Raw genomic sequence first — 20,723 nt, forward strand, 5'->3', positions numbered from 1 at the left:
CGGGGCCCACCGCGACCGTTCGGCCTCATCGGGTGGTGACGGTTCCGACGAGATCAAGCCGAAAGGATTTGGTTCGGGGGCGAGTGCCGCTAGGTATGCAAGCTGTCGTACTCGCCGCGGGGGAGGGGACGCGTCTCCGACCGCTGACCGAGGACAAACCGAAGGCGCTCGTCGAGGTGGACGGCCGCCCCATCCTGAGTCACTGCTTCGATCGGCTGCTCGAACTCGACGCCGACGAACTGCTCGTCGTCGTCGGCTACAAGAAAGAGAAGATCATCGACTTCTACGGCGACGACTACGAGGGCATCCCGATCACGTACACCCACCAGCGCGAGCCGAAGGGACTCGCCCACGCGCTGTTGTGCGTCGAAGAGCACGTCGAGGACGACTTCATGCTCATGCTCGGGGACAACGTCTTCGAGGCCAACCTCGCCGACGTGGTCAACCGCCAGCGCGAGGAGCGCGCCGACGCCGCCTTCCTCGTCGAGTCCGTCCCCTGGGAGGAGGCCTCCCGCTACGGTGTCTGCGACACCAACGACTACGGCGAGATCACGGAAGTGATCGAAAAACCCGACGAACCGCCGACGAACCTCGTGATGACGGGCTTTTACACGTTCACGCCCGCGATCTTTCACGCCTGTAACCTCGTCCAGCCCTCCGATCGCGGCGAGCTCGAACTCTCGGACGCGATCGATCTGTTGATCCACTCCGGACGGACGATCGACGCCATCCGGATGGACGGGTGGCGAATCGACGTCGGGTATCCCGAGGACCGCGACGAAGCCGAACGGCGGCTCCAGGAGGGCTACGAGGCAGATCCCGAGGTCGCCGACGCGCCGTTGGAGTAAGTTACGTTTCCGTTTTCGGTCGCCGCTCTAGAGGGTTCGGATCGCCTCGACCGCCTCCTCCAGCGAGGGCGCGCTGAACAGTTCGCGTCCGATGTATGCGTTCGTCCCAGCCGTGTACATCTCGCGTGCGGCGTCGACGACGTGTCTCGGAAGGGGTTGCGGATCGACCGCGCACAGCTCGCGCCAGTCGGCGATGTCTTCGGCCTTCGCTCGCGCCTTGGCCTCTCCGACCGCCTCGACCCACTCCGGCTGAGTGCGCTTGTGATGCTGCCTGAGGACCTCCTTCGAGAGCTGTTGACCGTCGTGGGAAAACCGGTTCTCGTCGAACGTGCCGACGACGTCGGCCACGCGGATCTCGCCGTCGAAATAGAGACACTCGATCTTGCCGTCCTCGTGTTTGAGCCCGGCGTCGGCGGCCGTCCGGGTGACGATCCGATTGACCTCGCGGGCGACCGATTCGAGGTCGTCGATGTCGGCTTTCCCCGCGATGAAGTCGGCGTTCTCCCGCGAGAGATACCGATCCGACTCCTCGTACTTCGTCGAGAACTCGACGACCGGTTCGGGGAGGTCGACCGGTTCGTCCGGCCAGGTCTCCTCGTCGAGGCCGAACTCGCTCGGTTCGCCCCGCGAACGGAGCGACGAGCCGACCGGGACGGTGTTTCTGAAGACGATTTCGAGGGGGATCAGGTAGTTGTCCCCCGCCGCCTCGTGGTAGGCGTTGTAGTTGTATTCGCGGCCCTCGTGCGGGAGCTCCGGCACCCGAGTAAGATCGATCGCCATCTCCCGCGGCGGGGCGACGACCGAATCGAAGTCGACGACCTCGCCGCTGCTGACGACGCCGCGGTAGTGGGTCGGGACGCCCTCGACCTCCAGTCGCTCGAAGTTCGCCGCGCCCATCGCGCACAGCGACGCTCCCTTGTTCGGAATCGCGTCGGGCATCTTGCCCCAGTCGAACACGGAGTAGTCGTCGGTGAAGACGAACGCGCCGACCCCGAGCGAATCGGCCGTCGCGGGCTCCTCGACGCGGAACTCCTTGACACTCGTCATTACCGGGTGGGAGTCCCTGCGGCCGCAAAGGCGTTTCCATCGGGCGGTGTGTCGCCACGCTCGTCGTCGCGGTCGAACTCCCGCCAACTTACAGGAGGGCGAGCCCGCCGACCACGGCGAGGCCACCCAGACCGACGCAGACGAGCCAGAAGGCGACGCGCTCGACGATTCGCATCAGCGCGTCGATGGTGAGGTAGCCGACGACGGCGCTGGTGGCGAGGGCGACGACCGCGACGAGCGGGGAGATCCCGGGGAGTCCGTCGCCGCTCACGACGACGAGCGTCGCCGCGCCCAGGCTCGCCGGGATCGAGAGCAGAAACGACAGCCGAAGCGACGAGGACCCCTCGTAGCCGCGGAGCAACAGGGCGCTGACCGTCGTCCCGGATCGCGAGATTCCCGGAAGGATCGTCAGCCCCTGGAGCCCGCCGACGAGCAGCGTATCGAAGAGCGTCGGCGTCTCTTTCAGTTGGAGGTCGACGGCTTCGCTCGCGCGCTGGAGGAGTCCAGTGCCGACCAAGAGTGCGCCGATCACCGCGATGAACAGCCCGCCGGCGAGCCCCGACACCGCCTCCCGGAGCGTGAGGTACAGCGGAATGCCGACGAGGCCGGTCGCGGCGCTTGCGAGGACGATGAACGTCGTCTCGGCGTTGCGCTCGCTGTAGGCCCTTCGCGGCCGCCAGTCGGGGACCGATCGGAGGGCGGTCGCGATGTCCTCGCGGTAGTAGATCGACGACGAGCAGATCGTCCCGAGCTGGACGAACAGCGCGAGGTCGACCGCAACCGCGGGATCGATGTCGGTGACCAGCGTGGCGACGATCGAGACGTTCCCCTGGCTGGAGATCGGTAGCCACTCGACGATGCCCTGAACGAGGCCGACGAGCACCGCAAAGAGGAGTTCGGCGCGGTTCACGTAGCCGTAGCTGTCACCGGGCGATAGAAAACAGCAGCGGTTCGCCGGTTCTCACTCGCCGACCGGAAGCGTCTCGATGACGCGTTCGGAGCGTCGTACCCAGACACCGCCGTCGAGACCGATCGCGTCGTTCCACTTGCCGACGACGGTCGCGACCGCCAAGTCGCCGGCGAGAGCTGTCGGATCCCGGTGAGCAACGTGAACACGAAGTGGGCAACTTGACCTCCTCGACGCCCTGAACGACGTGGGATCCGGCCACCGGAGTTCCACCGAGTGTGGCGTTCGAGGTACCAACCCGCACGCAAGCGGAACCGGCAGCACACCCGAGGAACTCTCGTTTCCTCCCCTGTATAGGGCTGTGGCCCGCTCAAAGAGGTCGTTCGAAAATCAGAGATGTTCGTGACCACGAGAAAACGATTACCGTGGGTAATCAAATGCCCACCGTCCGTGGTTCGTGGCTGAGTTGTCCACTCGACCCCCGCCTGTTCGGGACGGCAGGGGTATGCGCTCGTATCTCTATCAGCCCGATGGATATTCCTGGGGATCGAACTCTTATCGAGGAGGGTATTGAAACGGTGGACGCAGGTCTTTACCGAGAGCAGAGACGATATCGCACGAGCATTCCCGTGGATGAATCAAGCCTCAACACGGCTCCCGGCGGCGATAAAAAAGCCGACAATGGCGGTGATAAAAGCCATCGTTCCGATCGCGAAAGCGCCTATCTGAAACGTTTCACCTCCGAGCCTGTCAGCGGTCAGTGTCAAAAAAACTGCTGTTACGAATCCGATCAACACCAATGTGCGACCGAACCGGCCAACGTCGATACCAGGGGCGTTAGACACGATCGAGAACCTCTAACAGCACTCCGTTATATTCGTCGTCGGTCGCGGCGTTGCCGAGCGAGTGGATCGACTGAGAGATCCACATTCCCGCGGTGAAATTTATGAAGGCAACCATGGATATCAATCCGATCTGCCCATTGACGAATAGGCCCGAAATAACGGCACCGACGAAACCGATTCCCATAAGAGCGTGTGTGACGATCGAGCGCGAGCCGAAGGTGGCGAATCGGACCGAGAGATCTGAACCAACTTGCATGCAAACGTGTTGGTCTCCAAGGCACATAATACCCGTGCTTGCTGAGGGCCTGTCTGGGGGTCTCTCGCTCCCCAACATCGAGCGGGTCCATCTCGCGACCGGTCGGTTTGCGATCCCTATTCGGCGAGAGCGCCGAGACACATCACCGCTCGGCTTCGGTGAAGCCGGCTGGAAGCGTTTTCACTCCGAGAGCCGGTCGACGAGCGTCCTGAGCGTTTCGAGGTCGTACTGCCCCGGCGCAGTCGCGGCGTCTGGGTCGACCGGCGCGTAGCCGATCTTCGACCCGTAGACGGGGGCGACCGCGCGCGTGTGACTTCCCACTGCGCCCATCGCCATCGTCGCCACCCGGACGCCCGCTTCGGTCAGTTCGTGCGTGACCGACAGCACCGACAGGGCGTCCCCACGATCGCGGGCTGTCACGGCGATCTTGCCGACGTCGCCGTGCTCGCTCGCCCGCCGGAGGCGGTCTCGGAGCTCAGACGCCGGTGGCGTCGCCTCGAAGTCGTGCGTCGAGACGACGACGGCGACGTCGACATCCGAGGCGGCTTCGACCAGCGATCGGGCCGCGTCGGCGTCCCCTCGACCGTTGTCATCGAGCGCTTCGAGTTCAACGTCGATCGCGCCGACTGCATCGTGGGCGAGGGCGTCACCGAGCGCGTCGAGGCGGCCCTCGTCGGCGGCCCCACCGCCCTCCCACTCGGCGCGGTTCGTCACGAGAAGCGGGAGGTCGCCGTCGTAGGCGGCCAGTTGCTCGTCCGACTTCGCGGCGAGGTCCATGCGGAACTCCACGCAATCTGCGACGTCGCGAGCGGCGGGTTCCTCGCCGAGATCGGCCGTCGAGGCGGCGAGGGTGAACGAATCGAACGGGATCGACATACCCGATCCGGGACGGCGAGAGACAAAAGTGTCCCCGGTTCCGTCGCCGCCGGTCAACGACGGTCGAGGAATCGCGCCTGGGCCGTCGTGCCCTTCGAGCCGTAGTCGATGACCTGCACCCGGATCGTCTCCCCGACGGCGAGAGCGTCTGATCCATCGGGATCGGGGATCTCGCGGACGAACGTCTGGAGGCCGTCGATCGTCCCGCGGACCTCGGGGGGCACCCGGTCGTACTGGGTTTCGGCGACGACGAGGTCGTACCGCTCGCCCTTCCGTGCAGCCTCCTCGGGGGCGCGCCGTTGTGCCTCCCGGTGGGCGCGGTCGCGCTCGCGTTGGGCGTCGGTGTTCGGGCGGCCGTCCCCCCAGTGACCGCGGACGGATCGAACGACGAAAAAGAAGACGACGATGACGGCGAGAACGCCGAGGGCGGCCGCGCCGAGAACCGGCGGTTCGAGCATTGGCGGCGATTTGCGGCCGTCCGATATATCCGTTGTGACCGCGATTAGAGGGGAGCACGACGGCGCGATTCGACGGCCCGGATGCCACCAGAAGGTTGATGCCCGGCGGTTCCCGACACACGACCGATGACCGACCGGGAGGTGAGCGTCGTGTTGCCCGCCTACGACGAAGCGGCGACCATCGAGGAGACGGTCGCGACGACCGTCGCGGCGCTCAAGGCGTTTCTCCCGGACGGCGCGTTCGAAGTGTTGATCGCCGAAGACGGCTGCACGGATCGAACGCCCGAAATCGCCGCCGAACTGGCCGAGGTCGACAACCGGATTCGACACTTTCACAGCGACGATCGACTCGGTCGCGGCGGGGCCTTAGAGCGCGCCTTCGAGGCGAGCGACGGCGATGTGCTCGTCTACTTCGACACCGATCTCGCCACGGATCTCTCGTATCTCGGAGCGCTCGTCGAGTCGATCCGCTCGGAGGGCTACGACGTCGCCACCGGGTCGCGGCGGGTCCCGGGGCGGAAACAGCGCCGCGATCCGGAGCGAGGGGTCGCCTCGACGGGTTACAACTCGCTCGTCCGGCTGGTCCTCCGGTCGTCGCTGTACGACCACCAGTGCGGGTTCAAGGCGTTCGACCGCGACGCGCTCTTCGAACTGCTCGAAACCGTTGAGGACGACCACTGGTTCTGGGACACCGAGGTGCTCGTTCGCGCCCAACGAGCGGGCTACGCGGTCAAGGAATTCCCCGTCGAGTGGGAACCGAAGGGCGACACGAAGGTCGATCTGATCCGCGACGTCGTCGGGATGGGGAGTCAGATCGCCCGGCTGTGGTGGCAGCTGTCGGTTCGGCCGCGGATCGACCGGCGGACGACGATGGCGGCCGGCACGGTGTTGACCGTCGTCGCGCTCGCGCTGATGACGCTGTATCTCGATCCGACCGAAGTCCTCGCGGCGATCGGCGAGGCGAATCCGCGGCTCGTCGCGATCGCCGCGGGCGTCTACATCCTCTCGTGGCCGCTACGGGGGCTCCGGTACCGGGACATCCTCGCGGAGCTCGGCTACCGCGGCGACGTGGGCTTTCTCACCGGCGCGATATTTATCAGCCAGACCGGCAACCTCGTGGTGCCGGCCCGCGGCGGCGACGCTATTCGGGCGTACATCGTGAAGGCACGGCGGGAGATTCCGTACCCCTCGGGCTTCGCCTCGCTCGCCATCGAACGGGTGTTCGACCTGTTGACGATCGCGGTGCTGGCCGGCGGGACCCTCGTGGCGCTGGCCGCGGCCGGGGTCGACGTGACGGCGCTCCGGACGGCCGAAGCGAGCGGCGAGATCGGCGAGAGCGGCCGGACCGCGGTCGTCGTCGCGGCCGGCGTCGGCGGGGCGGCGGTGGCCGCCGTCGCGCTCATCGCGCTCACCGCCCGCTCGAATCGGAACCTCGTTCGGGCCGGGCTGGCTCGGCTGAGCGACGACTCCTACGTCGAGTACGTTGCGAGCGTCGTCGAGCGGTTCGTCGGCGACGTGCAGACGATCGCGGAGGACCGCCGGGCGTTCGCCGTCGTCGGCGCGTCGAGCCTCGTCATCTGGGGGATCGACATCCTGACCGCGATCGTCGTCTTCGCCGCCTTCGGCGTCGACCTCCCGACCTGGCTCCTCGTGGCAGTCGGCTTCTTCGCCGTCGCCGTCGGCAACCTCGCGAAGGTGTTGCCGCTCTCGCCGGGCGGGATCGGCCTCTACGAGGGGGCGTTCACCCTCATCGTGGTCGCGCTCACGCCGATCGCGTGGCCGACGGCGCTCGCGGCGGCCGTCGTCGATCACGCCCTCAAAAACATCGCCACCGTCGTCGGCGGGGTCGGCTCGATGCTCCGGTTCAACGTCTCCTTGACGACGGCCGTCGAGGAGTCGACGGAGATCGAGCGCGAGTCCGCGCTCAGAGAGTGATCCGATCGGCACCTCGTGCGCGTCGCTTTTGTTCGGCGCGTGCCAACTAGCCCCATGAGCACTCCGCCCGAACCCCATCCGAACGTGCGCGAGACCGCCCACCGGATCGCCGAGATGGACGTTCGAGGCGCAGCCGCCATCGCCGACGCGGCCGCCGCGGCGCTGGGCGTACAGGCGGCCGAGAGCGACGCCGACTCGTCGGAGGCGTTCCAAGCAGCGCTGCACGCCGCGGCGCGGGAACTCCACGATACCCGTCCGACCGCCGTCAGCCTGCCGAACGCGCTCCGCTACGTGCTGTCGGGGCTCGACGGCGGGGACGGAGACGTCGAGGCGCTTCGCCGGACGGTCGAACGCCGCGTCGCGCGGTTTCAAGCGGGTCTCGACGCCGCGCAGGACCGCCTCGGCGGGATCGGCGCTGGTCGGTTCACCGACGGCGACGTGGTGATGACGCACTGTCACTCCACGGACGCGATCGCCTGTATCGAACACGCCGTCGACTCGGGCGTCGAACTGGAGGCCGTCGTCAAGGAGACGCGGCCTCGAAACCAGGGTCACATCACCGCCAGGCAACTGCGTGAACTCGGCGTGCCGGTGACGCTTATCGTCGACAACGCGGCCCACCGGTTTATGAACGACGTGGACCACCTGCTCGTCGGCGCGGACAGCATCGCGGCCGACGGCAGCGTGATCAACAAGATCGGGACCGCGGGGCTGGCCGTCTCGGCGCGTGATCGCGGCGTCCCGATCATCGTCGCCGCCCAGTCGATCAAACTCGATCCGCGGACCCTGACCGGCGCGGCCGTCACCATCGAAGAGCGCGATCCCGAGGAGGTGATCGACGCCGGGACGCGCGCGGAAATCGGCGAGATCGGGGTGGCGAACCCCGCCTTCGACGTCACGCCGCCGCGGCACGTCGACGCGATCGTCACCGAACACGGGCAGTTCCCGCCCGAGAGCGTCGTCGTGTTGATGCGCGAGCTGTTCGGCAACGGCATCTCCGAGCCGTGGGAAAGTGTATGAATAATAGAAATGTATATAAACGGCATTATTCGGGGAGTGGGGACAGCTGTCTGCGTCCATTCCGGTATCGCTCAGTCGAGACGACGAGGTGAGTTCAGAAATCGACATCCGAACCCGCCACCACGGAAGGTCTACTCGATCGGTACGGTGTAAGTAGAGATGGAGAGTCGAAAAAACTTGTCGCGCGCAGTAGATTCGGGCTGGGATCGCGCTCAGTTCCGGACGATGGAAGTTGGGAGTCAAATAAATAGTTAACAGATTGAAATATGCTTTGAAATATAAACTAATAGATATTTTAGAGATCACTCATCCAGTACGGCTTCGACGTCGAGTTCGACCAGCAGTTCGCCGTCGGCGATGGGGCTGAGCTGGTCGACGCCGACGAGGGTGTGACACGGGTAGGGCTTGTCGAACACCTCGCTCCACGGCTCCCGGTAGCCCCCGACGTTGTCTTCTAGGTCGACCATGTACGTCACGACTTTGCCGACGTCGTCGTACCCCTTTCCGGCCGCCTCGAGCGCGACGCCGAGATTCTCGAACGCCTTCCGTGCCTGTGATTCGACGTCGTCACCGGCCACCCGTAGCTCCGAATCGACGCCGATCTGCCCGGAAAGGTGTAGCACCCCGTTCCGTTCTCTCGCTTGGCTGAAGCCGAATTCGGTCGCATCGAACAGTTCGCCTGGGTTTATGATCTCGTCCGTCATAGCCGTGGGGACCATTCCATTCGGGATAGTTAACCCTTTGCGCGAACGGGCTCGAAAACGTTCGAACGCGTGCCTAGTCGACCGGTTCGAAGACGACGAGTCGCTCATCGGTCGTCTCCGAGCGACCGACCGCGATCCCGACCGACTGGCCGATGTCGACCTCATCGGCGTCGATCCCTCGGAGCTGTCCGGTGACCCGCACCGGTCCAAAGTCGACGACCGCGACGACGTACGGCGCGTCGCCCGTGAAGTCCGGCGAGGCGACGTGCGTCTGAGTGTGGGTGACGATCGTCCCAGTCTCGGGCAGCGGTCGCTCGGTCAGCTCGTCGCTGCCGGTCGCGGGGTCGATCCGGCGGGGGGGCAGCCAGCCGTCGCCCTCGGGGCCCTCGAGATAGTAGGGCTCCCCCGCCTCGACGGCGTCGAGGAAGTCGTCGAAGCCCGCGTTTCGGGCGTCGCTCATTCTCGGACCTCCAACACGTGGACGACACAGCTCGCGACCGTCCCACCCGCGTTGTGGGTCAGGCCGACGGTCGCGTCCTCGACGGCGTCGCTGTTGACGTGGTCGCCGCGCAGGAGCTTCGTTAGCTCCGAGATCTGCGCGCCGCCGGTCGCGCCGACGGGGTGGCCCTTCGCCTTCAGGCCGCCCGAGAGGTTCACCGGCAGCTCCCCGTCGATCGTCGTCTCGCCGTGTCGGGCCGCAGAGATCGCTTCGCCCGGCTCGTAGAAGCCGAGCGACTCCAGCGCGATCACCTCGGCGATCGTAAAGCAGTCGTGGACCTCGGCGACGTCGACGTCCTCGGGGCCGATCCCGGCGTCCTCGTACGCCTTTCGGCCCGCCTCGACCGCGGCCGGAGTCTCGGAAATCGAGTCGCGGTCCTGCAGCGCGAGGCTGTCGCTCCCCTGCCCCACGCCCGTGATCGCCACGGACGGATCGAGGCCCGCGCGCTCGGCGAACGCCTCGCTCACCAGCACGGCCGCGCTCGCGCCGTCGCTCATTGGTGAGCAGTCGTACAGCCCGAACGGCGAACTGATGTCGGGGGCGGTGAGCACGTCCTCGACGTCGATCGCCCGCTGGAACTGCGCGAGGTCGTTCTCGACGGCGTTCGCGTGGTTCTTCACCGCGATGTGCGCGAGGTCCTCGCGCGTGCCGCCGAACTGCTCGAAGTAGCTGTTCGCCATGAGCGAGTACGCGCCCGGGAACGTCACCCCGGCGCTGATCTCCCACAGCGCGTCTGCGGCCGCCGAGAGCGCCCGTGTTCCCTCGGCCGTCGAGATGTTCGTCATGCGCTCTGCGCCGCCCACGAGGACGACGTCGGCCTGCCCGCTCCGGACGTGGTTGACGCCGTATCGGACCGCGGCGCCGCTGGACGCGCAGGCGCTTTCGACGCGCGTCGCCGGCGCGGAAACGCCCGCGGCCTCGGCCATCAGCGGCCCCTGATGGCCCTGCGTCTCGGCGAACTCGCCCATGTAGTTGCCGTAGAACAGCTCCTCGACGGCGTCGGGCGCGACGCTCGCGTCCGCGAACGCCTTGGCGGCCGCCTGCGCGAACAGGTCGCGCGCGGTGCGCTCGGACGACGAGCCGAAAGGCGTCATGCCGACGCCGGCGACGTACACGTCGCTCATTCGGGCCGACCCCTGTTCGATCCGCGATCGCAGTTCTTGAGTGGTTGCCAGGGCGTCGCGACGCGTGTCCCGCGTCGGCACGACACGGCCACCGGGGCGACCGATTCGGGAGGTTCAGGTCGATCTTCGGGTAATATACTCGGCACACCGAACGCTAGCAGTTGCGTGGATATAAATTCCGGTTCGACGATCGACATAACGGGATTCGTGGCCGGTCGAAACGCGTCTCGGTCAGCCGTCGACACGGACGGGATGCATTACTGGAGACAATATAGGTAAATTGTATGTTCATTCTCCGGTAATGTAGAATATAGTGTATTTAAGATGAGTTACATTATAAATATAAAATCGCGTCAAAAAGAGAATTTCTATATAAATTCGAAATATAACTGTTTTAGTAGACTGTTTTCGGCACTAAAAGACAAACTTTATTTTTGTATATAAATAAAATATAATATAAATCCTACGTAAAGTATCGTGGAACGGTCGGCCGAGAGCGCTATCCTGAGCCGAACGCCACGTGCGTGAAAAGTAACGGTGCCGTCGGTTCGAAACGGCGGGGATGAGCCGGTTCAGTACTCTTTTTCGAACCCGCGGAACTCCGTTCGATGGGCCTCCTCGTCGGCGAGTATCGTGACGGCGAGGTCCTCGGTGACCGGATCGTCCGTCTCCTCGGCTGCATCGATGAGATCGCGGTAGGTCTGGATGGCGTCCTCCTCGGCGTCGAGAACGCCGTTGATCACGGCGAGGACATCCGTCGATTCCGCCGGCGGCTGCAGCGACTCCTGTCTGGCGGTGAACTCCATCGACGACGGCGGGCGCGCGCCCAACTGTTTGAGGCGCTGGCCGAGCTGTTCGGCGTGGCCGAGTTCCTCTTGGATGTCCTGTTGGAGGCTCTCTTTGATCTCCTCGGCGCGGACGCCGTCGAGGACGATCGCGTTCGTCTGGTAGTTCATCACTGTCTCAATCTCGTCGCTGTACCCCTTTCGTAACAACTCGATAACTCGGTCGGACGACATGACGTTCGCGCCTTCGGCATACAGCTATAAAGATCTGATCGACCCGGCGAGGAAGGGGCCACTCACTAGATTGATGTGGCTATCGGAGCAAGAGTTATCAACGGGCCAGCAAGACCAGACCAGCGGCGAGTCAATCAATCCGGGGATAGCGGTCTACACCGAGGACGGGCGGCCCCCATTACGCCTCGGCCGTCAGGGGTCGTTCTGGGCGTCGGTTCTCGCGGCGCGGGAACGTGCGGTGACGACGCGGACGGCGAGCGCTCACGACAGGTGTTCGGCGAACCACGCGGCGGCGAGATCGGCCACCTCCTCGAGTTCTCCGGGGCCCTCGAAGAGGTGCTCGGCCCCTTCGATCACCGCGAGGTCCTTCGTGCAGGTGAGATCGTCCAACCCCTCCCGGTTGAGCGCCAACACGTCCGCGTCCGCGCCGCCAACGATGAACAGCGTCGCCGCCGTCACCGCCGGTAACTGCTCGGTGGCGAGGTCCACCCGCCCGCCGCGCGAGACGACCGCGTCGACGTCCTCGCCGAGACGGGCGGCCGCTCGGAGCGCCGCCGCCGCACCGGTGCTCGATCCGAAGTACCCGACGTGCAGTCCGCCGGTGTCCGTCCGTTCGCGAAGCCACTCGGTCACCCCGAGCAGCCGCGTCGTCAGGAGGTCGATATCGAAGCGAGTCTCGTACGTCCGGTCCTCCTGTTCGGTGAGCAGGTCGAACAGGAACGTGCCTAGACCGTGCCGTCTGAGCGCCTCGGCGACGAACGCGTTGCGCGGGCTGTGCCGGCTACTGCCGCTCCCGTGTGCGAACACGACGAGGCCGGTCGCGTCCGCCGGGAGCGCGAGGTCGCCTTCGAGTTCGACGCCGTCGATCGGAACCGTGAACGAGTCCGCAGGCTGGTCGACCATGTCCGACGCTACGGCACAGATCACTGTTAACGTTCCCCACAGAGCAGGGTAAGCAACTCACTCGTCGGCCGTCACCGAGTCTCAGTCCGCGAGAAGCCCTCCGAGCCGGTCGTGGAGGGTGCGGGCCTGCGCTTCGGAGAGATCGACGATCGCGACCCGTCGGCACTCGCCCGGCTTCGATTCCGGCTGTACGCGATGGTAGCCGCTGATCTCCACGACGTGTTCCCCGTTCGATTCTCGGATGCACACCTCGATATCGTCGTATTGCATTGTCTGTCGTGCGGCCGGTACGACCGGCCGATACGTCTCCTAAGAGACGCGCGGCCGTACTGTTCGTTGTGGTGCGTCGCAGAGACTGCAAACACGCACTCGCGGTCCGTTCGGTGGTGACGTCGAGGGCGGTTGGTCACCCATACTTTTCACCCGATCGCCCGACTACGAGAACGGATGGGCGAAAGCGAAACCGAGAATGGGTACACGCGATCCCAGCGCGTGGGGCTACTGCTGGGACCGCTGCTGTTCGTCGGGACGCAGCTGTTCGTCTCGCCGCCGGGGCTTTCGGAGCCGGCGAACGCCGTGCTCGCGAGCACGCTCTGGATCGCGGCGTGGTGGATGACCGAGGCCGTGCCGATCCCCGTGACGAGCCTGCTCCCGATCGTCCTCTTTCCGACGCTCGGGGTGACGAGCGTCGTCGACGCGGCCGCACCCTACGCGGACCCCGTCGTCTTCCTGTTTCTCGGCGGCTTCCTCGTCGCGCTGGCGATCGAGCGCTGGAATCTTCACCGCCGCATCGCGCTCAACGTGCTACATCGGGTCGGCGACGACACGCGGCGATTGATTCTCGGGTTCATGCTCGTCACGGCGTTCCTCTCGATGTGGATCTCGAACACGGCGACGGCCATGATGATGGTCCCGATCGGGATGGCCGTCGTCGGCCAACTCGAGGCGTTTCGGGCGGCGGGAGACGACACGCCCACGTACACCGATCCGTCGCTGGAGGCGCTCGACGCGCGCGACGTCCCCACGTCGAACTTCGGCGTCGCCCTGATGCTCGGCATCGCCTACGCGGCCTCGATCGGCGGGGTCGCGACGATTATCGGGACGCCCCCGAACGCGATCCTCGCGGGCATCGCGCGGACCTCGCTCGGGATCGAGATCGGCTTTTTCGAGTGGATGCTGTTCGGTCTCCCGATCGCCGTCATCTTTCTCCCCCTCACGTGGGGCGTCCTCATCGCGCTCCTGCGCCCCGAACTGCGCACGGTCTCGGAGAGCGGGGCGGTGATCGAACGGCAGCTCGCGGCGTTGGGAGCCATGCGCACCGGCGAGCGGCGGACCCTCGTCGTCTTCGCGATCGTCGTGGCAGGGTGGATCCTCCGCCCGTTCGTCATCGAGCCGATCGCGCCAGGGATCACGGACACCGTGATCGCCCTCGTCGGCGGCGTGCTCGTCTTCCTGGTTCCGGTCGATCTGAGACGGGGGGAGTTCCTCCTCGAGTGGGAGTACACGACGCGCGTTCCGTGGGGCGTCCTGCTCCTGTTCGGCGCGGGGTTCTCGCTGGCCGGGGCGTTTCAGGCGAGCGGGCTGGACCGGTGGATCGCCGGGAACCTGTCCGGGCTCCGCGGCGTGGCGCTCGTCGCGATCTTGCTCGCGGTGGCGACGCTCGTCGTGTTTCTCACCGAGGTGACCTCGAACAGCGCGACCGCCTCGCTGTTCATTCCCGTGATGGTGAGCTTCTCCGCCTCGCTCGCGGTCTCGCCGGTGATCCTCATGGTGACCGTGGCCGTCGCCGCCTCCTTCGCGTTCATGCTGCCGGTGGCGACGCCGCCGAACGCGATCGTCTTCGGGAGCGGCTATCTCACCATTCCGCAGATGGCGCGAGTCGGCTTCTGGTTGAATCTCGCGGGCATCCTGTTTCTGACGGCGATGGTGTACGTCTGGCTACCGATCGCGTGGGGGCTCTGAGACGGCGGCTCAGTCCGAACCGTACACCTCGAGGAGTTCTTGATACCGGTTTCGGATGGTGACCTCGCTCACGTCGGCGGCCCCGCCGACCGCCGTTTGGGTCAGCTCGCGGTCGGTGAGTCGGGCCGCAGCGTAGATCGCGGCGGCGGCGAGACCGATCGGGCTCTTCCCGTTGAACGTTCCCGTGCCGTCGGCGGCGGCGAGTATGTCACGGGCCAGTTGTTCGGTCTCGGCGTCGACGTCCAGTTTCGACGTGAGGCGACCCACGTAGTGTTGGGGGTTCGCGGGCTGGACGGCCAGGCCGAGCTCGCGGACGACGTACCGGTACGCCCGTTTGAACTCGATCTCGTCGACCCGACTCACGGCAGCGACTTCGTCGATGCTCCGCGGCGTGTTCATCTGTCGAGCACCGGCGTACACCGCGGCCGTGGCGACGCCCTCTATGGTGCGGCCGGGGAGGAGGTCCGCCTCGAGCGCCCGGCGGTAGATCACGCTCGCCGTCTCTCGAGCCTCGTCGGAGAGGCCGAGCGCGCTGCCCATGCGCCGGATCTCGCCGAGCGCCTGCTTGAGATTGCGGTCCTTATGATCGCGGGTGCGGAACCGCTCGTCCCACGTGCGCAGGCGATACATCCGCTTTCGCTGGCGAGTCGTCAGCGTCCTTCCGTAGCTGTCGCGGTTCTCCCACCCGATGTGGCTCGAGAGGCCCTTGTCGTGGAGGAGGTTGGTCGTCGGCGCGCCGACGCGACTCCGGTTGGCTCCCGTTCCGTCGTCGAACGAACGCCACTCCGGCCCCCTGTCGATGCGGGCTTCCTCGACGACGAGGCCGCACTCGGTACACGTCGTTTCGGCGTGCTCGTCGTCGATCGCGAGTTGTCCTCCACACTCGGGGCAGCTCTGCCGTTCTTCGTGGGGGGCCTCTCGCGTGTCGACGCGAGGGGCGACGCGGACGCTCTCGGACTGGATGTCTACTGAACTCATGATGTGGAATCGGTGGGCGAACCACAGGCGGTGACTGCCCCGGCGCGCCCATCACTAACTACAAGTAATTGCTATTAATATATAAATATTTCGTATGTGAATCTTTGGCCGAGACGATGCTCGAACGCTCGATCTGATGGCCTACCTCGCGCGGTCGCTCAGAGCGACACTACGCATCGCTGTGTCCCGCAGCGACCGCGCCGAACTGTGTCAACCCGCCCGTCACGAAGACGAACCAGAACACGAGTGATGATCGTTCGGCCACCAACAGCAATCGGAGATCGGCCGCCGGTCCGGCAACGATCGCTTTCGAGAGTATGAACGCGCCGAGACCGGCCGTCGAGACGATGATGATAACGCCGTACAACAGTAGCGACGCACCCGCACCGAGGAGCCCACCGAGCAGTTGTACCGCATCGCTCGGGGTGCCCGTCGCGATGACGAGGAACCAGCCGATCAGGAACCCGGCGGCCAATATGGCCAAGAACTGGACGAACAAAAAGACGAGTCCTCCCACGAATCCCGTCGCCAGGAGACCGAACGTATCGGGGGAAGCGGCTCCGCCGGCTGACGTGCTCAGATAGTACGCACCGGCGGAAAAGACGGCACCGATCGCGAATATCGCGAACGTGTACAGTGGGTACCCACCGTAGGCGAGGAGCAGTCCGACCACGATCAGCAGGGAGAACAGTAGGAGTCCCATCTCGCTAGTGGTAATAGTTGACATATATCATAAGCGTGTTGTACAGGGGGCTGACACGTAATCCCCAACCCGATGAGAATCACCAGAGAGTATTTTATCATCACCGCCGTAGTTCCTTCTGGAGGGCCACACAATGAGCACGCGCAGTAATCCCCTCGAGGAGTTGGAGCGCTTTTTCGAACGCATGAGCCACCAGTTCGACGACACAAGGATGTGGGATCCGAGCGGATCGATCGAACGGTGGTCCTCGGAGTTCGGGACGATGGCGGTCGACCTCGTCGATCGGGACGACGAGTTCGTTGCGACCGTCGACATGCCCGGATTCGATCGCGAGGAGATCGATGTGCGGGTCACGGATCACACGCTCCGCATCACGGCCGAACACGAGGAGCGCCTCGACGAGGAGAAAGAGGAGGGCCGATACATCCGCCACGAGCGGCGGCGCGAATCGGCCGACCGATCCATTCGACTGCCGGACGACGTCGACCCCGATGAGGTGACGGCGAGGATGAAAAACGGCGTGTTGACGATCACGCTCCCGAAGCTCGAAGCCGAGGAGGCACGCGGGATCGAGATCGAAGACGCGAGCTGAGGCGGACGGGATGTTCGCGGATCGAACCGATGCTGGCCGACAGCTCGCGGACGTGGTTGCGGAGCGGGACCTCGACGCCGACATCGTCCTCGCGATCCCGCGCGGCGGGCTGCCGGTCGGCCGCGCCGTCGCCGACGGGCTCGGCGTCGCACTCGACGTCGTCGCCGCTCGGAAGCTCGGGGCACCGTCGAACCCGGAACTGGCCATCGGTGCGGTCGCCAGCGATGGGACCGTCTGGCGGAACGACTCGCTCATCGAGGAGTTGGGCGTGAGCGGGACGTACGTCGAGGCGACGATCGAGCGCGAACGGGAGGTTGCCCGCGAGAAGGCCGACCGGTACCGCGGGGGCAGGTCGCCCCCCGACGTGGCGGGACGGACGGTGCTGCTCGTCGACGACGGGATCGCGACGGGGGCAACGGCGATCGCCTGTATCCGCTCCCTCAAAAACGCAGGCGTGGCGCGCGTGGTCGTCGCGGTGCCGGTCGCCTCGCCGGAGACCGTCGACCGGCTTCACGAGGAGGCCGACGACGTGCTCTGCGTCGAAACGCCGGTCCACTTCGGAGCCGTCGGCGCGTTCTATCACAACTTCGAGCAGGTCACCGACGAGGAAGCGATGGCGTATCTGGAACCCGACGAGTAGGTGTCGCGACGAGATGTCGTGTATAGGGTGAAACTACCGGGCGAAACGAACGCGCGTTCCGCGGTCGGTCGGACCGTCGCGTACGGCGAGGATGCACGAATGCAGCGGGCTCGCGTCTTAATGACGACTTACCGCACTCGCGCGCTGGAAGTGTCCCTAACAGAGGTAAATATGTTATCTAACCGTGAGACGAACACCCGATAGGGCGTCGCGTCTCGAGCGGCGGGAAACATATATGCCCCTGAGCAGACAGACTCGAACGTATGACAGGGACACACAATCGGGGCGAGACGGCGGTGGACGTCGCCCGAAACTACGTCGGAGGCTGGGTGGAACCGAACGGAGAAACTCGAGGTGTCATCGATCCGGCGACCGGCGAGGAGATCGCACGAGTGCACTACTCGACTACGGCGGACGTCGACGAGACGGTATGGACGGCTTACGACGCCTTCGAGACGTGGCGGGCGACGCCGCCGGCCGAACGAACCTAGCACCTCTTCGCGTTGAAGCGCGAACTCGAGGAGCGACAGGCGGAGATCGCCCATGCGCTCTCGCGCGAACACGGCAAGACCGTCGCCGAGGCGAGCGGTGAGATCCGCCGCGGCATCGAGAACGTTGAGGTCGCCGCGGGCATGCCGAACATGCTCAGAGCGGGCAGCGGCGTGGTCGAAGGCGTCGCGACGGGGATGGACGAGTCGGCCGTCAGACAGCCGCTCGGCGTGTTCGCCGCGGTCGTCCCGTTCAACTTCCCGGCGATGATCCCGCTTTGGTTCCTGCCGTACGCCGTCGCGACCGGCAACACGTTCGTTCTCAAACCGAGCGAGAAGGTCCCGCTGAGTTCACAGCTCATCTTCGAGGCCGTCGATGCCGCCGGCTTCCCCGAGGGCGTCGTCAACCTCGTCAACGGCGGCGTCGGCACGGTCGACGCGCTGCTCGCCCACGACGATATCGCGGGCGTTTCGTTCGTCGGCTCGACGCCGGTCGCCCGACACATCTACGAGACCGCGGCCGCGGCGGGCAAACGCGTCCAAGCGCAGGGCGGCGCGAAGAACTACGCCGTCGTCACCGACTCCGCGGTCCTGGCGGAAGCCGTGCCGAACATCGTCGGCTCGGTGTACGGCAACGCGGGGCAGCGCTGCCTCGCCAACGATGTGGTCGTCGGCGTCGGCGACGCCTACGACGAGCTCCGAGCCCGACTGCTCGACGCCATCGACGACCTCGTAGTTGGTCCGGGAGTCGACGAGGAGACAGACGTCGGACCGCTCGTCACGGCCGACGCTCAGGAGCGTGTCCTCGGAATGATCGACGGGGCGATCGGCGAAGGAGCCGACCTCGTCGTCGATGGTCGCGATTTCGAGCACCCCGAGTACCCCGAGGGGAACTTCCTCGGTCCGACGCTGTTGGAGGGCGTCACGATCGACATGGAGATCGCCCGGACGGAGATCTTTGGGCCCGTGCTGTGTCTGGCGTCGGTCGACGACCTCGACGAGGCCATCGAGATGGTCAACGGCACCGAGTACGGCAACGCCTCCTCGCTGTACACCGAGCGCGGAAGCGAGGCCCGGACGTACCGCTACGAGGTCGATGCCGGGAACATCGGGATCAACGTCGGCGTCTGCGCGCCGATGGGCTTTTTCCATTTCGGCGGCCGAAAGGGCTCGTTTTTCGGCGACCTCCACGCCCAAGGCGAGGACGCGGTGAACTTCTACACGGACAAGACGATCGAGATCGAACGCTGGTACAGCTGAATCGCGCTGGAACCGTCCCAGCGACCGCTGTTTGGTGAGCGATTTATTCAATAGCCACATATTGAAAGACATAGATATTAAAGATAATAAATGCGTTAAATTCATATCAGTTAACAATCAAGTATAGTAAACAGTTCCAGTATGCGCTAAAATTTGCAGTGATTAAGCAGTATTGTGCGTTGTTTTTGCTCAAACTCGGTACTACACTATTTATAACAGCAGTTTTGTAGAAGTCCGCTAGCACGATAATAGACAGCTACCCAATAGCTTAAACTTTAAATATCTTACATATAAAATATATTCAACTGCTCAAAAAAGACGATGGACGCCTGGTGAGAGTTGGCGCGACGGATCGAAATTTCGGCCGCCGCGTTCGACGAACGGGAGACGGATAGCTTCCCCTCCGACCGATTTATATCTGCGCTGGGTGCGTATGCGCGCATGGCAACCGATCTACTGTTACCGATGGTATCGGAGATGGACGACGCCAAACTCGCGGCCTGGGCGGAGGAGTTGGAGTACGACGGCCTCTGGCTGGGCGAGCTGTGGGGCGCGAGTTCGATCGTCCGGCTGACGGAGATCGCCACGGCGACGGAGGAGATCGACCTCGGGACGGCGATCGCGAACGTCTTCTCGCGGACGCCCGCGCTGTTGGCGATGACCGCGTCCTCCCTCAACGACGTCTCGGGCGGCCAGTTCCGCCTCGGCGTCGGGACCTCGACGAAAAAGGCCATCGAGGACCTCCATGGCGCGGACTGGGACGACCCGAACCCTGTGCGGCGGGCCCACGAGACGATCGAGCTGACGAAGAAGTTCCTCGGCGACGAGGGGCGCGTCGAGTACGACGGCGAGATCTTCGACGTGCAGGACTTCCCGTCGCTCGGGGCCGACGTGCCGGTGTATCACGCCGCGCTCGGGAAGGCGAACCGCCGCGTCGTCGCCCGGCTGGCCGACGGCTGGATTCCGCACAACGTGCCGTTTCCAGCGCTGCAGGAGCAGTACGAGTACATCGAGGAACACGCCGAGGAGGCGGGTCGCGACGCGACGATCGACGTTACGCCGTACGTGCCGAGCGCTGTCACCGACGACTCCGAGGATGCCAAAGACGTGGTTCGGGGCCACATCGCCTACTACGTCGGCAACGGGAAGGGCTACGAGAACGCGGTCGGCGAACTGTTCCCGGAGAACGCGACGGCCGTCGCCGAGGCGTGGCGCGAGGGCGACCGGGGGGCCGCCGCCGCCGCGGTCACCGACGAGATGGTCGAGGCGCTGGGCGTCGCCGGGACGCCCGACGAGGCACGCGAGCAGTTCCAAGCCATCGCCGACATCGACTGCGTGACGCGACCGATGGTGACGATCCCGAGCAACGCCGACGAGGAGACGGTCGAGCGGACGATCGAAGAGCTCGCGCCGGCGAGCTACTAGCGTGATTCGAGCGTAATCAGGAGTTCCACGAGTTTTACTGACTGATTTTTTGCGTCGTTACAGCATTGCTCCGACGATATTATGCCCACACACATCCATAATTATTCTACACGCACGAGCCTGCGAACACACGTCGACCTCCGACCGGCGAGTCAGTGAGTGTCTCCCGGATGTTGTTCCAACGCGTAGCGGACGGGGAGATCGTCGCAGCATATAGCAGCCGGGACACTCAGA

The 20,723-nt window shown here is 65.0% G+C and carries 19 protein-coding genes and 1 pseudogene; 8 read left to right on the plus strand and 12 right to left on the minus strand.

Going from position 1 to position 20,723, the window contains the following annotated elements:
- Nucleotides 1-95: 95 nt before the first annotated feature.
- Nucleotides 96-848: a UTP--glucose-1-phosphate uridylyltransferase AglF gene (gene aglF / locus DM868_RS14595; RefSeq protein ID WP_137277575.1), complete on the plus strand. Its 753-nt coding sequence runs from the start codon at nt 96-98 to the stop codon at nt 846-848.
- 27 nt (nt 849-875) lie between these two features.
- Here aglF and DM868_RS14600 read toward each other — a convergent pair whose 3' ends face one another.
- The 4 genes from DM868_RS14600 to DM868_RS14630 form a co-directional block, all read right to left on the minus strand.
- Nucleotides 876-1,895, minus strand: coding sequence for a phosphoribosylaminoimidazolesuccinocarboxamide synthase (locus DM868_RS14600; RefSeq protein ID WP_137277576.1), 1,020 nt, complete (start codon nt 1,893-1,895; stop codon nt 876-878).
- Between the two features lie 88 nt (nt 1,896-1,983).
- A complete protein-coding gene (locus DM868_RS14605) occupies nt 1,984-2,805 on the minus strand; it encodes an undecaprenyl-diphosphate phosphatase (RefSeq protein ID WP_137277577.1) in 822 nt (273 codons plus the stop codon).
- Between the two features lie 1,278 nt (nt 2,806-4,083).
- On the minus strand, nt 4,084-4,779 hold the full coding sequence (locus DM868_RS14625) for a type I 3-dehydroquinate dehydratase (RefSeq protein ID WP_170964541.1): 696 nt from the start codon (nt 4,777-4,779) through the stop codon (nt 4,084-4,086).
- A gap of 53 nt (nt 4,780-4,832) precedes the next feature.
- A complete protein-coding gene (locus DM868_RS14630) occupies nt 4,833-5,237 on the minus strand; it encodes a hypothetical protein (protein ID WP_137277579.1) in 405 nt (134 codons plus the stop codon).
- Between the two features lie 126 nt (nt 5,238-5,363).
- Between DM868_RS14630 and DM868_RS14635 the strand changes: the two genes are divergently transcribed.
- Both DM868_RS14635 and DM868_RS14640 read left to right on the plus strand, forming a co-directional pair.
- The gene (locus DM868_RS14635; protein WP_137277580.1) at nt 5,364-7,172 is read left to right on the plus strand and encodes a flippase-like domain-containing protein; all 1,809 of its coding nucleotides are present in this window, start codon (nt 5,364-5,366) and stop codon (nt 7,170-7,172) included.
- A 54-nt stretch (nt 7,173-7,226) separates the two neighbouring features.
- On the plus strand, nt 7,227-8,192 hold the full coding sequence (locus DM868_RS14640; protein WP_137277581.1) for a ribose 1,5-bisphosphate isomerase: 966 nt from the start codon (nt 7,227-7,229) through the stop codon (nt 8,190-8,192).
- Between the two features lie 302 nt (nt 8,193-8,494).
- Here the strand turns inward: DM868_RS14640 and DM868_RS14645 are convergent, their stop codons facing one another.
- The 6 genes from DM868_RS14645 to DM868_RS14670 all read right to left on the minus strand — a co-directional run bounded on the left by DM868_RS14645 (nt 8,495) and on the right by DM868_RS14670 (nt 12,711).
- Complete coding sequence (locus DM868_RS14645) at nt 8,495-8,896, minus strand: RidA family protein (protein ID WP_170964542.1); 402 nt, start codon at nt 8,894-8,896, stop codon at nt 8,495-8,497.
- A gap of 73 nt (nt 8,897-8,969) precedes the next feature.
- A complete protein-coding gene (locus tag DM868_RS14650) occupies nt 8,970-9,356 on the minus strand; it encodes a Zn-ribbon domain-containing OB-fold protein (RefSeq protein WP_137277583.1) in 387 nt (128 codons plus the stop codon).
- On the minus strand, nt 9,353-10,519 hold the full coding sequence (locus DM868_RS14655; protein ID WP_137277606.1) for a thiolase domain-containing protein: 1,167 nt from the start codon (nt 10,517-10,519) through the stop codon (nt 9,353-9,355). Before DM868_RS14655 ends, DM868_RS14650 begins: the two co-directional genes overlap by 4 nt.
- A gap of 572 nt (nt 10,520-11,091) precedes the next feature.
- A complete protein-coding gene (locus DM868_RS14660; RefSeq protein ID WP_137277584.1) occupies nt 11,092-11,538 on the minus strand; it encodes a ferritin-like domain-containing protein in 447 nt (148 codons plus the stop codon).
- Between the two features lie 261 nt (nt 11,539-11,799).
- On the minus strand, nt 11,800-12,441 hold the full coding sequence (locus tag DM868_RS14665) for a dienelactone hydrolase family protein (RefSeq protein ID WP_137277585.1): 642 nt from the start codon (nt 12,439-12,441) through the stop codon (nt 11,800-11,802).
- An 81-nt stretch (nt 12,442-12,522) separates the two neighbouring features.
- Nucleotides 12,523-12,711 (minus strand): hypothetical protein, encoded by a 189-nt coding sequence (locus DM868_RS14670; RefSeq protein ID WP_137277586.1) that lies wholly within the window; start codon nt 12,709-12,711, stop codon nt 12,523-12,525.
- A 177-nt stretch (nt 12,712-12,888) separates the two neighbouring features.
- Here DM868_RS14670 and DM868_RS14675 point away from each other — a divergent pair, with 177 nt between their 5' ends.
- Complete coding sequence (locus DM868_RS14675) at nt 12,889-14,403, plus strand: SLC13 family permease (RefSeq protein ID WP_137277587.1); 1,515 nt, start codon at nt 12,889-12,891, stop codon at nt 14,401-14,403.
- A 9-nt stretch (nt 14,404-14,412) separates the two neighbouring features.
- Here DM868_RS14675 and DM868_RS14680 read toward each other — a convergent pair whose 3' ends face one another.
- Entirely contained in the window at nt 14,413-15,381 is a 969-nt protein-coding gene (locus DM868_RS14680) for a transcription initiation factor IIB (protein WP_137277588.1), read from the minus strand.
- 169 nt (nt 15,382-15,550) lie between these two features.
- A complete protein-coding gene (locus DM868_RS14685; protein WP_137277589.1) occupies nt 15,551-16,084 on the minus strand; it encodes a hypothetical protein in 534 nt (177 codons plus the stop codon).
- A 133-nt stretch (nt 16,085-16,217) separates the two neighbouring features.
- Here DM868_RS14685 and DM868_RS14690 point away from each other — a divergent pair, with 133 nt between their 5' ends.
- The 4 genes and pseudogenes from DM868_RS14690 (at nt 16,218) to DM868_RS14705 (ending at nt 20,489) form a co-directional block, all read left to right on the plus strand.
- A complete protein-coding gene (locus DM868_RS14690; protein WP_137277590.1) occupies nt 16,218-16,676 on the plus strand; it encodes an Hsp20/alpha crystallin family protein in 459 nt (152 codons plus the stop codon).
- Nucleotides 16,677-16,686: 10 nt separating this feature from the next.
- Nucleotides 16,687-17,316 carry a phosphoribosyltransferase gene (locus DM868_RS14695; RefSeq protein WP_137277591.1) on the plus strand — a complete coding sequence of 210 codons (630 nt, stop codon included), beginning with the start codon at nt 16,687-16,689 and terminating at the stop codon, nt 17,314-17,316.
- A 263-nt stretch (nt 17,317-17,579) separates the two neighbouring features.
- Nucleotides 17,580-19,064 (plus strand): annotated as a pseudogene (locus DM868_RS14700) (CoA-acylating methylmalonate-semialdehyde dehydrogenase).
- 441 nt (nt 19,065-19,505) lie between these two features.
- On the plus strand, nt 19,506-20,489 hold the full coding sequence (locus DM868_RS14705; protein ID WP_137277592.1) for an LLM class flavin-dependent oxidoreductase: 984 nt from the start codon (nt 19,506-19,508) through the stop codon (nt 20,487-20,489).
- Nucleotides 20,490-20,723: the final 234 nt, after the last annotated feature.

Source organism: Natronomonas salsuginis, from assembly GCF_005239135.1.
Taxonomy (GTDB): Archaea; Halobacteriota; Halobacteria; order Halobacteriales; family Haloarculaceae; genus Natronomonas; species Natronomonas salsuginis.